This window comes from Bacillus sp. MYb209 (genome assembly GCF_002975175.1).
GTDB lineage: Bacteria > Bacillota > Bacilli > Bacillales > Bacillaceae_G > Bacillus_A.
Genome location: NZ_PCNZ01000002.1, coordinates 177,693 through 192,522, shown reverse-complemented (window position 1 = coordinate 192,522; position 14,830 = coordinate 177,693). Strand labels below are relative to the sequence as shown.

The window sequence follows — 14,830 nt, the reverse complement described above, 5'->3', positions numbered from 1 at the left end:
ATATTAAATTAAAGATTTACGTAATGAAACACTTACTCCTTTTGGTACATGAGCAACAATTTTCGCTCCTGATTCATTTACAGTAACCCAGCCCAATCCAGAGAATACAACGTCCGTTTTCGGCTCACGAATATTAAATTCATATTTCACAAACTCAGGCATATTTTCTAATTCTTCTGGTGTCGGTGGATTCAATAATTCCCCAGCGTGTTTTTCGTACAATTCATCAGCCTTTTCAAGCTTTGTACGATGGATTGTTAAACGGTTTGAGAAATGACAAGTGAATGCACGACGGCCCCCACTTACATAATCAAATCGTGCTAATCCACCAAAGAATAATGTTTGTTCTTCGTTTAATTGGAATACCATCGGCTTAACCTCTGTAGTCGGTGTAATAAGCTTTAAGCTTTGTTTCCCAACATAATGCGCCATTTGATGATGATTAATAATACCTGGTGTATCGTATAAAGATGATGTTTCATCTAATGGAATATCAATTAAATCAAGTGTTGTTCCTGGGAAATGTGATGTTGTAATTACATTCTCAGTCTCATCACTAAATTCTTTAATCATACGATTAATAAATGTTGATTTACCAACATTCGTACATCCAACAACATAAACATCTTTACCTTCGCGGTAATGCTCAATTGCATCAGCAAGTTCAGCGATTCCTTGTCCTTTAGCTGCACTAATTAAAAAGACATCTTCTGGTTTTAAACCAAGTTGCTTTGCACTGTAGCGCATCCAATGTTTTACTTTATCATGCTTAACTGACTTTGGAATTAAGTCAGCTTTATTCCCAACAAGTAATACTTTATTATTCCCTACAAAACGATGTAAGCCCGGTAACCAGCTACCATTGAAATCGAAAATATCTACGATTTTGACCACTAATGCTTCCGATTGTCCAATTCCGTTTAAAATACGAAGGAAATCATCGTCTGTCAAAGATACATCTTGAATTTCGTTATAATGTTTCAAACGAAAACAACGTTGACAAATTACTTGTTCCTTCTCTAAAGATGATGCAGGAGCGTATCCTATTTCATTTTTATTTTCTGTTTGAATTTCTACACCGCAACCAATACATTTAATTATTTCAATCAAACTTTATTCCTCCCAATTAATTAAGCCTTTTTTCTTCATGTTTCTCATAATTCTTCGTTCAATTTTCCGATTAAAGCGTGTCACCAATCCGTCCGTTTGCGCTACCGGTACAACTAAAATTGTATGAAGTCCCACACGATTCCCGCCGAGCACATCCGTTAGTAACTGATCTCCAATTACTACAACTTCATCTGGCTGTAAATGCATCTCGTGTATCGCACGCTTAAATGCGCGAACAAACGGTTTGCGCGCACTATGAATAAACGGAATACCTAATGGGTCAGCGAAGTCTTTAACGCGTTGCTCGTTATTATTTGAAACGACCGTTACTTGAATATCATTTTCTTTCATTTTCAAAAACCACTCTTCAAGTTGTGGTGTTGCGTTTGGACGATCCCATTCAATTAAAGTGTTATCTAAATCAGTAATAACTCCTTTAATTCCACGTTTTTTCAAATCTTCTGGTTGAACATGATATACATTTTTCACATATTCATTTGGTAAAAATAACTTCAATTTCTTTCACCTCTTTGAGGATTTTCCATAAAATTTTTCGACAACATTTTTCGATAGATAACCTGTGGATAAACTTGTACACACTTTCCACATTAATTTTTCAGCCAATTCTGATTTTACTAACATTCTATGCACATTTTATCCACCGAGGTATGTGGATAACCTCTTGTTTGTGACTGTCATATTTTTTTGGTACATTAAATGCAACAACGAATCAATCCTTATATTATTAGGAGGTGACTCACCTTGAAAACAAAACATATGGAACAGTTATCTACTGATTTACTCACTGAGTCTTATTATAAAGCAAAAGAACTAAAATTAAATCCCGACTTCATTTTACTTATAAAACAAGAAATTATTAGACGCTCGTTAGAGGACAAGCTCGTCAAATCTTCTTGAGTACATATAGATTGCTGATTGACCTGTAAAAAGAGCCATCCTGCGATGGCTCTCGAATAAACAAGTACTCCCATCTAGGGGATTTCTTCATTAAGCATCTTTGTCCACATTTCTTAATTAGAGCTTCATAAGTATATTATAAAATCTTTTCTTTACTTATGAGATACTCGGGTTGCAATTTTTTCACCAAGACGCAGCTCTTGCCCACTTGTCAATTCCTGCACTACTTCAATCATATCTTTTTCAAATAATAAAACAACTGTTGAGCCAAATGTAAAGTATGCCATCTCTTCACCTTTTTGAACAGTACTTCTTTCATGAAGGAGCTCGATACTATTAACAAACATAGCACCTACTTTTACAAGCGCCATATGTTCGCCTTCACTATTTACTTCTGTAACAGAGCGATAATTTTTTGACAATGGTTCTTTCCCATACTCCATACCCGCTGCATTTACCGGATATGATTTTCTGCCGAGTACAAATCTTTCAGTCACAGAGCCAGAGAGCGGGCTATGAATACGATGATAATGACTTGGACTCAAATAAATTACCATATATGTACCGCCTGCATATCGCTTTGCACGCTCTTCATTACCTAGCATATCCACAATTGAATAACGCTTTCCTTTTATATTGAATGTTTTTGTATCCTCAATAGGACCTTGATCAGCAAAAACACCATCAACAGGACTAACGATACTCGATGCATCAGTATCAATACTACGCTTTCCTTCTTTTAGCCTACGTGTAAATAAATCATGCAATGTTCGATATTCCTTCAAACCATTTTCCATCTCATCTTGATTAATTTGAAAAACTTTCGCATACGATGGAATAATGATAGAGCTCAAACGAGATTGTGCAAATTTACGTAATATATAAGAAGTAAAACGACCATTTGTAAGTTCGATCATAAGTCGATATAATGTCCGTCGCAAATTACGAAACCTCCTAATCAGCCTATAACTTTAGTTTCCCCTTCTTTTCTCTCTATATCATATGTAAAATTGGTTCTTATTCCCACATATAGAATGGAGCCGTCTCGTTATACACGACGAAAAACTAAGTATAATTTTTATTCTTAAATTGTTTAGCACCTTCTAATATTACAGATAGAACCCGCCATTTTCAACAGTGAACATGTATTTCTTCTTAGAACAGCTCGTTTTCTTTCCGTTTTCCCGAAAGAAAAGCAGCCACTTTTAAAGTGTAACTGCCTACAATATACATTATTCTTTTGCTTTTTTCTCTTTCTCAGCCCGCACAAATTCGTGGAACATTTTCATTAAAGCACGCTTTTCAATTCGCGATACGTAGCTTCTTGAAATACCGAGTGCCTTCGCAATCTCCCTCTGTGTTTTCTCTTTATCAAGCCCAAGTCCAAAACGCTTCACAATTACTTCTTTCTCTCGTTCGTCTAAAATATCGATATACTCTTTAATTTTTTCTAACTCCATACTAAGCTGAATCATATCAATTACATCTTCAGATTCTGATTTTAATATATCAATAAGCGATATTTCATTACCCTCTTTATCTTGCCCGATCGGATCATGAAGTGAAACGTCTTTTTTCGTTTTCTTCAGCACACGTAAATGCATCAAAATTTCATTTTCGATACAGCGTGCTGCATATGTTGCAAGCTTAGTTCCTTTCCCTGCTGAATAGCTTTCAATCGCTTTAATAAGCCCAATGGTACCAATTGAAATTAAATCTTCTGCATCTTCACCAGTGTTTTCGAATTTCTTAACAATATGAGCTACAAGCCGTAAATTATGTTCAATTAAAAGATTTCTCGCTTGAGCATCACCTTGCTCCATTAACTCTAAGTACTTTCTCTCATCATCTGATGATAACGGCTGCGGGAACGCATTGTTCTTCACATAAGAAACAAATACAAACACTTCTCGAACCATATATCCAATTGCGGCGAATAGACTCAAACCCTTCACCTCCGCCAAAATAGTGGTCTTTACTATGTGTATGTGGGCATGAGGTTGTTTGTGTCTGTACGATATCATTCCAACATGTTTTTAAGCATAATATTTGTCGCACAAAGCTTCGATACGTATACTTAAACAAAAAATAGTAGAATGGAATATGAAACATTTCATTACCCTCTTGTTCATAAGTAGCTTGTAAGAGATGAACTCCTTGTACGCTCTTGCAAGCTGCTTGTACTACAAGGAGGGATTACAAATATGAAATTTGAAAGAACACGTGCTTATACAAGACACCAACGTCAGCGTACAATGCGCCGAAAGATGAATATTGCAAAACACGCATGGGGATATACTCCTGAAATTGTCGTTTTTTTTGCAAAAGGAAAAGTTCACTGTTCTTGCGGCATGTGTACAACAAAGTGGAGAACAGAAGGACCACCTGCTAGTGTACAGAAGTGGTTATACAAAATTGATACATGCGAAGAATAATCGTTCTTTCTAAAAAAGGTCTTCTCTCGAAGACCTTTTTCCCTATTTAAAGACTTATTTACTCCAAATCTTTTCCCCAGTGTGGGCATCAATATAACGAATTTCTCGACTACAGTCGAAGGGTTCTTTATGATTTTCATCCGTCGTTTGTTTATACAGTAGTTCGTATTTCGTTTCCTCTGCATCATGATCTATAAACCATTCTAATTTAACTCGGATGGCCCCTCTATATATTTCTAACGCTTTTTCTTTTGTTACTTTTGGTGTTGTTTCATATGCAAGTAATTCTTTTATAATGTTGCCAGATTCTCCTGAATAGTGCATCACAGCAGCATTTTCTGTATTGATATTGACCCTAAATTGGTTATACTCTGCTGGAATACCATTCACATATACGGAAAAGGTAAATCTTTCAATCCCATCTTCTGCTTCTTCACGTTCTTCCCAAAGACGAAGATATTGTGTGATATCTGGAATAACTCGTTCTAGAAATTGAAGTACTTTTTGTAAACATTCCTCTCTAGACAGTATTTGTTTTACTTCTTTATCGTCTGTCAGTTTTATAAAACCAATTAATTCATTGGTTGATTTATCAATCTTAATGCCAACTAAATTATTATATTTTAACATCGGTAAATGCTTTTTAAAGAATTCATTCATTAAATATGGATTCTTTTCTTCTTTCTGTTTTTGTAATTCCTCTTTCGGAACAAATTTCATCCTTATTCCATCTTCATTTTCCGTCTCAGCTACTTTTGTAAAACTTTCTTTATCCCAGTCAAATAAATCGAATATATCATCTTGTTGACTACCTTTTTTCGGTTTTTCAACAGCTACAGTTGGAGGCAATTTATAATGATCTGGGCCAAACAAATCTTTACCTGTACTTGCATCAATAAACGCATGACTAGGTTCTGGCTCATACACAAGATGGTACCCTTTTACTTCTTCTCCACTTTCATATTCACATGAGGAGTATGTTAAATCAGCAAATACAAGTCTTATATCTTGTCTAGCCTTGAGGTTATCTAAAACTGTGCTCTCATCAACAATTTCAATTGGCCATAACGGTTTTTCCTGTATACTTTTCCCTCCGTTATAACGGAAATTCACAACATTACCTGAAGGATGAACTCGCACAACACACCCTGTATCCGGCAATGGATATCCATTCACTTCCTGCATATAATTTATTTCTTTCCAACCACGCCAGTCGTCCTTAACAGTTACATATGTATAAAACTCTAATCCTTCTTTTGTATATTTTTTTATAAATGCATTTGCAATTTCTTTTGCCTTATTCTCCTCTATCACTTCTTTATCACTCGAAAAATAATTTTCATCATCTATCCTGAATTCAAATAGATTACCAGTATGCCTATTTAATGAAATTTGTATCTGTTTCTCCTCATCCTCTTTATGCCCCCACCATAATAAATGATAAGGATCATCCACTCCTTCTTGATCATCTACAACAAGCCTATATTCATCTGGAATTTCAATAATATGAGCCACTTGCTCTTTTCTTTCTTTATCTTTTGGATTCATCATACCCTCTCCCTTATTACAATTTAAGGTGATTATAACAAACAAAACCAAAAGTCATTAGCAAAAAGACAAAAAGCTGAAACAATTAGTTCATACGAATTTCACATGAATCTATTACTATAAGAATTGTACATAGTGAAATTACTAACAATGACGTTTATTCATATATAATTTCATTTGAAAGGGGTTGAAAAGATGAAAACTAAATATCGCTTTATGATCTCATCATTTGCTGCTTGTGCCTACATGATTTGGTGTTTAGTATAATAACAACTTCACTTGTAAATAAGAAAAGGTGTGTATAGAAATGGAATATAACCAATCAACAGTTAACTACTGGAAAGCTTTTGTATTACCTTATACATTTGCTTTAGAAGAGTTAAAAACTAAATTTGAAATTATGAACCGGGAAGCTCAATTTTTAGAAGACTACAACCCGTTTGAACATATAAAAACAAGACTTAAACAACCCGAAAGTATCATTAGGAAGCTTGAGCGTAAAAACTTATCACCAACAGTTGAAAATGCTCAAACACAATTACAAGATATTATTGGCATCCGTATTACATGTTGCTTTGTAGAAGATATTTATCATTTAAAAGAAGTTATTGAAAATCGTGGAGACATGGAAATTGTAGAAGTAAAAGATTATATTGCTAATCCAAAAGGAAATGGCTATAAAAGTTTGCATATGATTATTAAATATCCATTGTCACTAAATTCTGGTACGAAAGATGTCTTTGCAGAAATTCAATTACGTACACTTGCCATGGACTTTTGGGCAAGTTTAGAACATAAACTTTACTACAAATATGAAGGAAATATACCTGACTATTTGAAAGATGAACTACATGACGCTGCTATGAAAGCTGAAGAACTCGATAATAAGATGGCAACAATCCGTCAAGATATTGATGACATTGAAGCGTGTTCAAATCAAATTTTATTACCACTTTAAAAAGGTTCTCTCCTATGAGAACCTTTTTTATCTCACCTAACTCCCACCTCAAAATTCTGCGAATGCGAGGGAGTCGGGCTGCCCGTAAAAGCCCGATTGGTGAAGGCCAATAATCAGTGGGGGATGGACAAAACCCCCACTGATTAAAGTTTCACTTTATTTCTTCTCTATCGTACGAACCTCTTCAATCTTCCACCCATCTTCTTCTTTTCCAAGTGCATACTGGATTTTCTTCTGAAGAGTAACCCCTCCATCTACTTCTTTTTCCGCCGTTTCAACAATAACAAGCCCACCTTTAAGAGCTTTCATATTCATATGTTCTAATTCTATTTTCTTATTCCCCTTTTGAAATGCCGCTTCCTTTTGTGTTTTTAAGTCTTCAGCACTAGGCATCTTCTTTGAAAATAACTCCATATGTTCAGCAAGATTTTTTTCATTCGTCGTCCGTACAAATGCCTCAATAACATCTTGAATGGATTTCTCTTCTTCTTTCGTTATATGTACCTTTTCCTCAGTTTTTTCAGCAGATTTTTGTTCTATATTATTCTCTTGAGATTGACATCCAACTAGCAATAATACAAATACTAGAAGGAATCTTAATTTACCTAAGAAAACTCCCATCTTTCCATCTCCTAAAAAGAAAAGTGAGGCATTTCGCCTCACTTTCATTTATAATTAGCGTCTTCCTTTATTCGGGTCGCCGCCGCCAACAATGTCAAAGACACGTTTAGCTATATTTGTATTCTCTTGAACGCCAGAGAATAAGTATTTACCTGGTCCGAATGCATATACGTTCACATCTTCACCTGTATGTCCACCCGTTGTCCAACCTGTAACCGAACGCTTATTGAAGATATCTTCAATTGCATTATCAATCTTTGTTACATCTTTTGATGGAGCTATATCATTTACAGCTTTAATTTCTTCTGGTGTTAATTGTAGATTAATATACTTTTTCAATGTTTCTTCTACATTTGCACCTTTTACAATCTCATTTGCCATAAAGTCTGGCGTACGTTTCGCAGCTTTAATCGGATCTACTTTAAAATTATACTCACCATTCGCACCTAAAGATAATCCTCCAGTAGCATGGTCTGCAGTTGCAACAACTAATGTGTTCTTATCTTTTTTCGCAAACTCAATTGCTGCTTTAAACGCTTTTTCGAAGTCTTCCATTTCACTCATTGCACCGACAATATCATTATCATGTCCAGCCCAATCAATTTGACTACCTTCGACCATTAAGAAGAAACCATTTTTATTTTTGTTCAAGCGCTCAATCGCGGTATTTGTCATCTCTTCTAATGAAGGTGTTTTGTCATTACGGTCAATCATTTTGTCTAAACCACCTGGTGCAAATAAGCCAAGAACTTGATCGCTTTTATCATTTAATAATTGATTACGATCTGTTACATAACTATAACCAGACTTCTTAAACTCTTCTGTAAGATTGCGGTCTTTTCTAACAAAGTTATTTACGCCACCGCCAAGCATAACATCTATTTTATGCTTACCTTTAATTTTCTCATCAAAGTAATCATTTGCAATTGCATCCATATTTTTACGACTAATATCATGTGCACCGAATGCAGCTGGTGTTGCATGCGTAATTTCAGATGTTGCAACGAGTCCCGTTGACTTCCCTTTTTCTTTCGCTTGCTCCAACACTGTTTTCACTTCAGCTTTATCATTATCAACTGCAATTGCTGCATTATATGTTTTTATACCTGCTGACATCGCAGTTGCTGCCGATGCAGAGTCTGTAATATTTTCATGTTCATCTTCTGGATATGTTTTTTGTGTCCCTACAAGATGTTTATCAAACTCTGTAGATTCCATCTCAAATGTTTTTGGATTATCTTTCATATAGCGATGAGCTGTCATATATGAAGGTCCCATACCATCCCCAATTAATACAATGACATTTTTAATCTTTGCATTGCTTCCATTCTCATCTGCATTAACCTCACTAGAACGCGTAAAATTCCATGTCGCTACCGAAGTAACTGCTAACGACGCCACCACTGCAAATGGCCATGCTTTTTTTACAAACTTTTTCACTGTCTTGTCCCCCTAATTAGGTTATTCATTTCCCACTATTCAATCTAATAGAAGACTATTAAGATAAAAGTAGTTATATGTAAATTTTTTGTTAACTTATGTAAATATCAGTTATAATTTGTATAACTTTATCCTTTCATATCAAGCATAATGCCCTTTACAAACTAAATATAAACAAATTGGATTTCTTTTAACGTAAATCTATTACTTTACATTTTGTAACATTCCGTTCTCTACTTTTTTTCTAATTTGAATAGAAATGTGGTGAATCTTTATGGAAACAGTAAAACTAGACAAATCTACCATTCCAAATTTACTCTCTCTTTGCGAATCTATCGGATGGTTACAACATGAAGCCTTTATGAAAGAACAATTCCATATGTATCTTTCAATTGGTACAATTTTTGGCTATGTACATGAAAATAAACTTATTGCAGCTGGAGGGGTATTTCCATTTGATCGTGGATTTTCTTCTATCGGTATGTTAATCGTACATCCTGATTTTCAAAGACAAGGAATCGGCCGTATTTTGCTAAACAACAGTTTAACTCTAGCTCATTCATCGCTTCCTATTCTGCTCATTGCAACAAAAGCTGGCGAACCCTTATATGAATCTTATGGATTTCAATCAATAACAACAATTCATCGTTTTGAAAAACAAGCAGCTCATATAAGTACAAATTCTTTTCCCATAAAACAAATTCAGCAATCCGATCTTCAATCTCTCATTTTTCTTGATCAAAATGCGACTGGTGCATATCGTTCTAAGCTTTATTCATCACTACTATCGAGAGCAACTTACTCCTTTAAAATAGAACGGGATAATCAAATAGATGCTTTTGCTTTATGCATACAAAAAGGAGATGTACTATGTATCACTCCGCTTATTTCAAAAAAAGAAAAAGACTCTATTCAGTTATTAGAAATGATTTGTAAATCGTGGAATGGGACGATACGCATTGATGTTCCGCACTCACAATTCATATTCCGCCAATTTCTTCAAACAGCAGATTTCCAGGAAACGCTCCTTTCACCTCTTATGATAAAGAATGGTAATCAACTTCCTGGAAATCGTAATATGCTATTTGCTATGATAGATGCAGCGTTATGTTAGAAAGGGGACAACTAATTGAAGCGACTTAGCTATTTTATGGCGAGCTGTCTGACTCTTACATTACTAGTAGGATGTAGTGCAGCAGAAAAGCCCGTAGAACAAGTAAAACAAGTAAAAAATACAATTACCGCGAAATTAACTACAGAAGAAAAAATGGTTGAAATAGATGGACAAACTATTTACTTTAAGCAAATTGGCAGCAAGAAACCACCTTTACTTATGATTCATGGATTTGGTGGATCATCAGATGGATTCCAAAAGATTTATTCTGATTTAGCAAAAGATCATACAATTATTTCTGTGGATGCTTTAGGATTTGGGCGTTCATCTAAACCGATGGACTTTTATTATTCCTTTCCAACTCATGCTAACTTATATTATAAGTTAATGAAAAAACTAGGTTATGATACATTCGCAATACTTGGTCACTCCATGGGCGGAGAAATTTCTCTTAATTTAACATATTTATACCCTGAAGCAGTTACCCACCTTATTTTAACTGATGCTACAGGCGGCCCTCATACGTTCGTTAATAAACAAGGTTCACCAAAACCAAAGTTGTCGACTGATTTAAGTGCCGTTTCTTCTATTGCAGATTATGATGAGAGCAAAGTTAAATTCAAGCGTAATGATGAAGAGCATTATAATAAAATGAAATTATGGCCTAGGCGTCTTCAAATCAATGCAAATGAAATCAAGCAACCAACTTTAATTATATGGGGAAGAAATGATAGTAGCGTTTCTTGGAAAGAAGGAGAAACTTATCATCAATTCTTAAAAAACAGCACTTTCCATATTATTGAAAAGGGTTATCATGCTCCATTTCGTCAAGAGCCACAAGAATTTGTAGGGTATGTAAAAGATTTCTTCGAGAAAAATCCTATAAGTGCTGAAAAATAAACGGGTATCTCATTTTGAGATACCCGTTTTCATATATTAAGCAGCTTGCTTTTGGCGTTTTTGAGTTTTTGATCCTAATACTTTCGGTATAACGAAGCCATCAATTCCAAGTTTTCCAGCATTCATACCAGAAACAAGAACGAACATGGCTAAGATAACCATTTCAGGGTTTACACCAATTGACCCACTAAACATATAGGAAAAGTTCATTACAAGACCGAAAAAGACCGCTGTTTTTGTTAAACAGCCCACAATTAAACCAATTCCGACTAAAATTTCTCCCCACGTCACAAGTGTATTAAATAGATCAACGTTTGGAATTGCAAAATCTTGTAAGAATGATGCCCACCAAGATTGAACAGCTGGTTGTGCTCCTTTAGATTTTTCAATTGCACCTTGTAAATAACCAGTTGCATCGAAGCCTTTTCCTTGTAGTTTACCGATTCCAGCCATTACCCATGTGTAACCAAGATACACTCGAATTATCGCTAATACAAAAGAAACTGCTTTGTTTTCTCTTAAAAATTGAATAATCATATCTTCCTCCTAAAGTTGTAATTAATTCAGTTACAGATAATATAATAACATTAGTTACTTACTTTTAAAATTTTAATTATGAATAATTTGTGACATGCGTAAAAAACATTAAATACTAACGTATATATAGTAACTTTTATTACCTGTAAAAACTTGAACATATCATACCACAGCTGATAATCATTTTCATTGAAGAAAATGTAAAAAAACTGTGAGTTAAATATGAAACGCATTCATTCGAATATAAAATAAATGCGTTTCATATTGTTTATATACTCGAAATGTACATGTCTCCTCATCGATTAATCTCGATTCTCGAACAGCTTCTTCTAACGTTTTGTCATGGTTAATAAGCCTGTAAAATAAGCGTATTGTAAACATAAGTGCTACATTTCCATCTACATAATCTATCGATCTAACATGCGATTTTACATCATTATGTAAAATCGATTCTACTAGTTTCAACTCCCCAAACTTACACCAACCATTTACAATATGTGTAATATGCAATTTTGCATATTACTTAATTTCCGCTACACCAAAGTATCCTCTCGGCTCATTTAAGTCGTACACATCTTCTCCTAACTCTTCCATTACAAATTCCCCCTCCTATAAGTCCATTTCATATATACCCGTTTCTTTCAAAAAATGAGCTCTAGTTAAAGCGACTTTCTGTAAATATTGCCTATACGCTGTAATTGTTCCATCATGTGAAACGATACAAATTTTTTCTGCTTTTAACTGATAGCACCAATGCAGAAATTCATCTACTATTTGCTGAAATTCCTTCTCTGAGATGATATTGATCCCCTCATTCCATAACAATTCATTTCTACTTTCTTCTAATGAAAAATGTGGAAATAAATTTTCTATTATCTTTCGATCTAACAATTGATCGCACGGTAATGTTTTGGCGGATTCCCGATAAGGAAAAATACGCGGGGATATATATGGGTGAACAATTTTTTGACAAGTAACTTCCGCACTCCATATTGTCGCAGTTTGTAAAGTTCGAAGTGTAGGACTAGCGATTAATATATCCTTTTCTTGTAATGGTACATCGCACTGAAGCAATTTAGCCTGCTTCTTTCCCACGCCCGTCAATGGCGGATTCACCGCTTGTAAACTTAATGGTAAATCTTTCGTATGCTCACCTTCACCATGCCGAACAAAGACAAGTTTCATTCTCCTCTTCCTCTCACTAGGAAATAGTCTCACATATTTCCTCCCTATTTTTTTCTTTACTCCTGCTATTTTAAAAAGCAAGATGTAAAAAGTATTTGCCATCAACATTTGGAAAACATTACAATTATATATGTAAAATTTTTTTACAAGAAGAGGAGGATTACAAATATGAAATGGATTATCTTCTTTATCGGAATGATCATATGGGGATACATAAATGGCTTTTTTAATAGTGATAAAACTGCTAATCCTTGGATTACAGATGATGAGCGTGAAACAAAAATTAAGCAAAAAGCAATTATTGCAAGCTGGTCTGGTGTTTTTATATTTTGTATCATTAACCTCTTAAACAAATGGTTAGGTTTAGGAACGAGCGATACATCACCTTACTTACCAGATCCTGTCGCAACTATTTTAAAAGAAAATGTAGAGTTACAAGTTTTACTTATGTTATTCATTACGTATGGACTATTTTACTTATACTACCGAAGAAAACTAAGCGCTTAACTTTTATCTCATGATTATCCTCCTAAATGGTTATAGTAACTAGGACGCAATGAAAAAAGGAGAGATATAAAAATGAGTAACTCAAATGACTTTTTAGATACATTACATGAAAAACAAGCAAAAGATGAACAAAATAGAAAGCGCCAAGGGAACGGAAACCCTGCGAAAAAAAAGCCAAATAAAACACATAAATAACATTAAAAACCTTGCCTAAAAATTATATTTTAGGCAGGGTTTTTTACTCGTCTTTAACCGAAACGACATCTTCCCAATTCCATTTCTCATAATACCACTCTGGTACATCTATATTTTCAATCCACTTCTTTTCATGTTTTCCATCGTTATGAGCAAGCCATACATCAGCTTTCTTACGATTTGAACGGAGCCACATTAATTGGTTGCTCTTCTTAATAAAAATAGGGCTATAATCGCCTTGGCTATTTGATGGCTTTGTAATTTGATGTTGTTCATCGTTTATACTATTTACTTCATATAAAGATGGTAGTGGTCTTTTTTCTAGAGGGACCGATAGCTCTGCTTCCTTTGCCCCTGAAACGATAATTATATTATCGTTCTTCCATGTGAAATCCCAATCAACATAGCCTTTTGGAGTAAATGTATTTTGCTGGAGAGCCGGCAATTCTTTTATTTTTAAATGCTTATTCTCTAAAGCAACTCTCCCGCTTCCTTCAATATAGGCTAATATATTTTTTGATGGCGCCCATTTGAACCATTGTGTGTTTAATAACATTTGATCTACATTTTCAAAACGACTGCCATCTGATCGAATTAAGCAAAGTGTATTACTATCCGCTGACAAAGAAGCTGTTGGTACTGCCAAAAACGAAATCCATTTTTGATTTGGTGACCACTTAAATCCACTTCCAACTAATGCTAAAAAGTCATCATGCTCATTCGGTAGTGCATATAAATGTTTCATCTTATGAGGATTCATATTTGCATCCTTTTGTATTTCATATAACTGAGCACCTGTCCATCCTGTTGGAAGCAAGTACGCTTCTGATGATACAAGAAACTTCTTACCATCAGGATACCATGCATAATCACCTACACCATTGGCTACATTTTCAAAATCTGCTTTCTTTTTTTCAGCATCAAATATATTTAATGTCCGTGCAAATACAAAGGCAATTATATTCTCTGTTGGTGACCATTGATAATTCGATGCTTCTGATTGAGATGGTGTAACTTTCTTTCCATCTTTCAGCCGATACAGTTCCAAATGATTCCGCTTCTTTCCTTTTGCATATGCAAGCCATTCTCCATTATGTGACCATTTCGGCCCTGTTATGTACTCTCCTTTTGTAATTTGTTTTTCTTTCTCACCGACTTTAATCCATAGATTATGATTACGAATAAAAGCAACTTTCACTCCATTATTTTCTGCGCTAGTAATAGTAACTGAACATAAAAACATGAACAACAATACGTTACCACTTACTATGAGCCTTTTCATAACACCCCTCCATTTCTCTCATAGCATTCCTCACTTTCCACCTACAATATGTGAAAACTATACATTCGTTCCTATAATTA

General features: G+C 34.6%; 17 protein-coding genes and 1 pseudogene. 7 read left to right on the top strand and 11 right to left on the bottom strand.

Annotated features, from left to right (window positions below; translation table 11 throughout):
* Positions 1–3: 3 nt before the first annotated feature.
* Both yqeH and CQZ94_RS04540 read right to left on the bottom strand, forming a co-directional pair.
* Positions 4–1,110: a ribosome biogenesis GTPase YqeH gene (yqeH, locus tag CQZ94_RS04545; protein WP_105584449.1), complete on the bottom strand. Its 1,107-nt coding sequence runs from the start codon at positions 1,108–1,110 to the stop codon at positions 4–6.
* A 3-nt stretch (positions 1,111–1,113) separates the two neighbouring features.
* Entirely contained in the window at positions 1,114–1,626 is a 513-nt protein-coding gene (locus tag CQZ94_RS04540) for a YqeG family HAD IIIA-type phosphatase (RefSeq protein ID WP_002145684.1), read from the bottom strand.
* A 246-nt stretch (positions 1,627–1,872) separates the two neighbouring features.
* Between CQZ94_RS04540 and sda the strand changes: the two genes are divergently transcribed.
* A complete protein-coding gene (sda, locus tag CQZ94_RS04535) occupies positions 1,873–2,028 on the top strand; it encodes a sporulation histidine kinase inhibitor Sda (RefSeq protein ID WP_002015226.1) in 156 nt (51 codons plus the stop codon).
* Between the two features lie 152 nt (positions 2,029–2,180).
* On the opposite strand, the gene CQZ94_RS04530 is transcribed toward sda, so the two are convergent.
* Positions 2,181–2,969 carry a phosphatidylserine decarboxylase gene (locus CQZ94_RS04530; protein ID WP_105584448.1) on the bottom strand — a complete coding sequence of 263 codons (789 nt, stop codon included), beginning with the start codon at positions 2,967–2,969 and terminating at the stop codon, positions 2,181–2,183.
* Positions 2,970–3,260: 291 nt separating this feature from the next.
* Entirely contained in the window at positions 3,261–3,974 is a 714-nt protein-coding gene (gene sigK, locus CQZ94_RS04525) for an RNA polymerase sporulation sigma factor SigK (protein WP_000051382.1), read from the bottom strand.
* A 258-nt stretch (positions 3,975–4,232) separates the two neighbouring features.
* On the opposite strand from sigK, the gene CQZ94_RS04520 reads away from it, so the two are divergent.
* Positions 4,233–4,463, top strand: a complete 231-nt coding sequence (locus CQZ94_RS04520) for a hypothetical protein (protein ID WP_105584447.1) — start codon at positions 4,233–4,235, stop codon at positions 4,461–4,463.
* Positions 4,464–4,517: 54 nt separating this feature from the next.
* On the opposite strand, the gene CQZ94_RS04515 is transcribed toward CQZ94_RS04520, so the two are convergent.
* Entirely contained in the window at positions 4,518–6,014 is a 1,497-nt protein-coding gene (locus CQZ94_RS04515; RefSeq protein ID WP_105584446.1) for a YcdB/YcdC domain-containing protein, read from the bottom strand.
* Positions 6,015–6,318: 304 nt separating this feature from the next.
* On the opposite strand from CQZ94_RS04515, the gene CQZ94_RS04510 reads away from it, so the two are divergent.
* Positions 6,319–6,969, top strand: a complete 651-nt coding sequence (locus CQZ94_RS04510) for a GTP pyrophosphokinase (RefSeq protein WP_105584445.1) — start codon at positions 6,319–6,321, stop codon at positions 6,967–6,969.
* 156 nt (positions 6,970–7,125) lie between these two features.
* On the opposite strand, the gene CQZ94_RS04505 is transcribed toward CQZ94_RS04510, so the two are convergent.
* Positions 7,126–7,590 (bottom strand): hypothetical protein, encoded by a 465-nt coding sequence (locus CQZ94_RS04505; protein ID WP_105584444.1) that lies wholly within the window; start codon positions 7,588–7,590, stop codon positions 7,126–7,128.
* A 54-nt stretch (positions 7,591–7,644) separates the two neighbouring features.
* Positions 7,645–9,030: an alkaline phosphatase gene (locus tag CQZ94_RS04500; protein WP_105584443.1), complete on the bottom strand. Its 1,386-nt coding sequence runs from the start codon at positions 9,028–9,030 to the stop codon at positions 7,645–7,647.
* A gap of 274 nt (positions 9,031–9,304) precedes the next feature.
* On the opposite strand from CQZ94_RS04500, the gene CQZ94_RS04495 reads away from it, so the two are divergent.
* Both CQZ94_RS04495 and CQZ94_RS04490 read left to right on the top strand, forming a co-directional pair.
* Positions 9,305–10,144 (top strand): GNAT family N-acetyltransferase, encoded by an 840-nt coding sequence (locus tag CQZ94_RS04495; protein WP_105584442.1) that lies wholly within the window; start codon positions 9,305–9,307, stop codon positions 10,142–10,144.
* Positions 10,145–10,159: 15 nt separating this feature from the next.
* Positions 10,160–11,044 (top strand): alpha/beta fold hydrolase, encoded by an 885-nt coding sequence (locus tag CQZ94_RS04490; RefSeq protein WP_105584441.1) that lies wholly within the window; start codon positions 10,160–10,162, stop codon positions 11,042–11,044.
* Positions 11,045–11,080: 36 nt separating this feature from the next.
* Here the strand turns inward: CQZ94_RS04490 and CQZ94_RS04485 are convergent, their stop codons facing one another.
* The 3 genes and pseudogenes from CQZ94_RS04485 to CQZ94_RS04475 all read right to left on the bottom strand — a co-directional run bounded on the left by CQZ94_RS04485 (position 11,081) and on the right by CQZ94_RS04475 (position 12,766).
* Positions 11,081–11,581 (bottom strand): DoxX family protein, encoded by a 501-nt coding sequence (locus CQZ94_RS04485; RefSeq protein ID WP_105584440.1) that lies wholly within the window; start codon positions 11,579–11,581, stop codon positions 11,081–11,083.
* Positions 11,582–11,797: 216 nt separating this feature from the next.
* Positions 11,798–12,190 (bottom strand): annotated as a pseudogene (locus CQZ94_RS04480) (hypothetical protein); the annotation flags it as partial.
* Positions 12,191–12,766, bottom strand: coding sequence for a histidine phosphatase family protein (locus tag CQZ94_RS04475; RefSeq protein ID WP_105584438.1), 576 nt, complete (start codon positions 12,764–12,766; stop codon positions 12,191–12,193). It abuts the pseudogene before it with no gap.
* Between the two features lie 168 nt (positions 12,767–12,934).
* Here CQZ94_RS04475 and CQZ94_RS04470 point away from each other — a divergent pair, with 168 nt between their 5' ends.
* Together CQZ94_RS04470 and CQZ94_RS04465 are read left to right on the top strand one after the other, a co-directional pair.
* Positions 12,935–13,273 (top strand): phosphoglycerate mutase, encoded by a 339-nt coding sequence (locus CQZ94_RS04470; RefSeq protein ID WP_105584437.1) that lies wholly within the window; start codon positions 12,935–12,937, stop codon positions 13,271–13,273.
* Positions 13,274–13,345: 72 nt separating this feature from the next.
* Positions 13,346–13,468 carry a DUF4023 domain-containing protein gene (locus CQZ94_RS04465; RefSeq protein WP_000071861.1) on the top strand — a complete coding sequence of 41 codons (123 nt, stop codon included), beginning with the start codon at positions 13,346–13,348 and terminating at the stop codon, positions 13,466–13,468.
* Between the two features lie 43 nt (positions 13,469–13,511).
* Here the strand turns inward: CQZ94_RS04465 and CQZ94_RS04460 are convergent, their stop codons facing one another.
* On the bottom strand, positions 13,512–14,750 hold the full coding sequence (locus tag CQZ94_RS04460) for a TolB family protein (protein WP_105584436.1): 1,239 nt from the start codon (positions 14,748–14,750) through the stop codon (positions 13,512–13,514).
* Between the last annotated feature and the right edge of the window lie 80 nt (positions 14,751–14,830).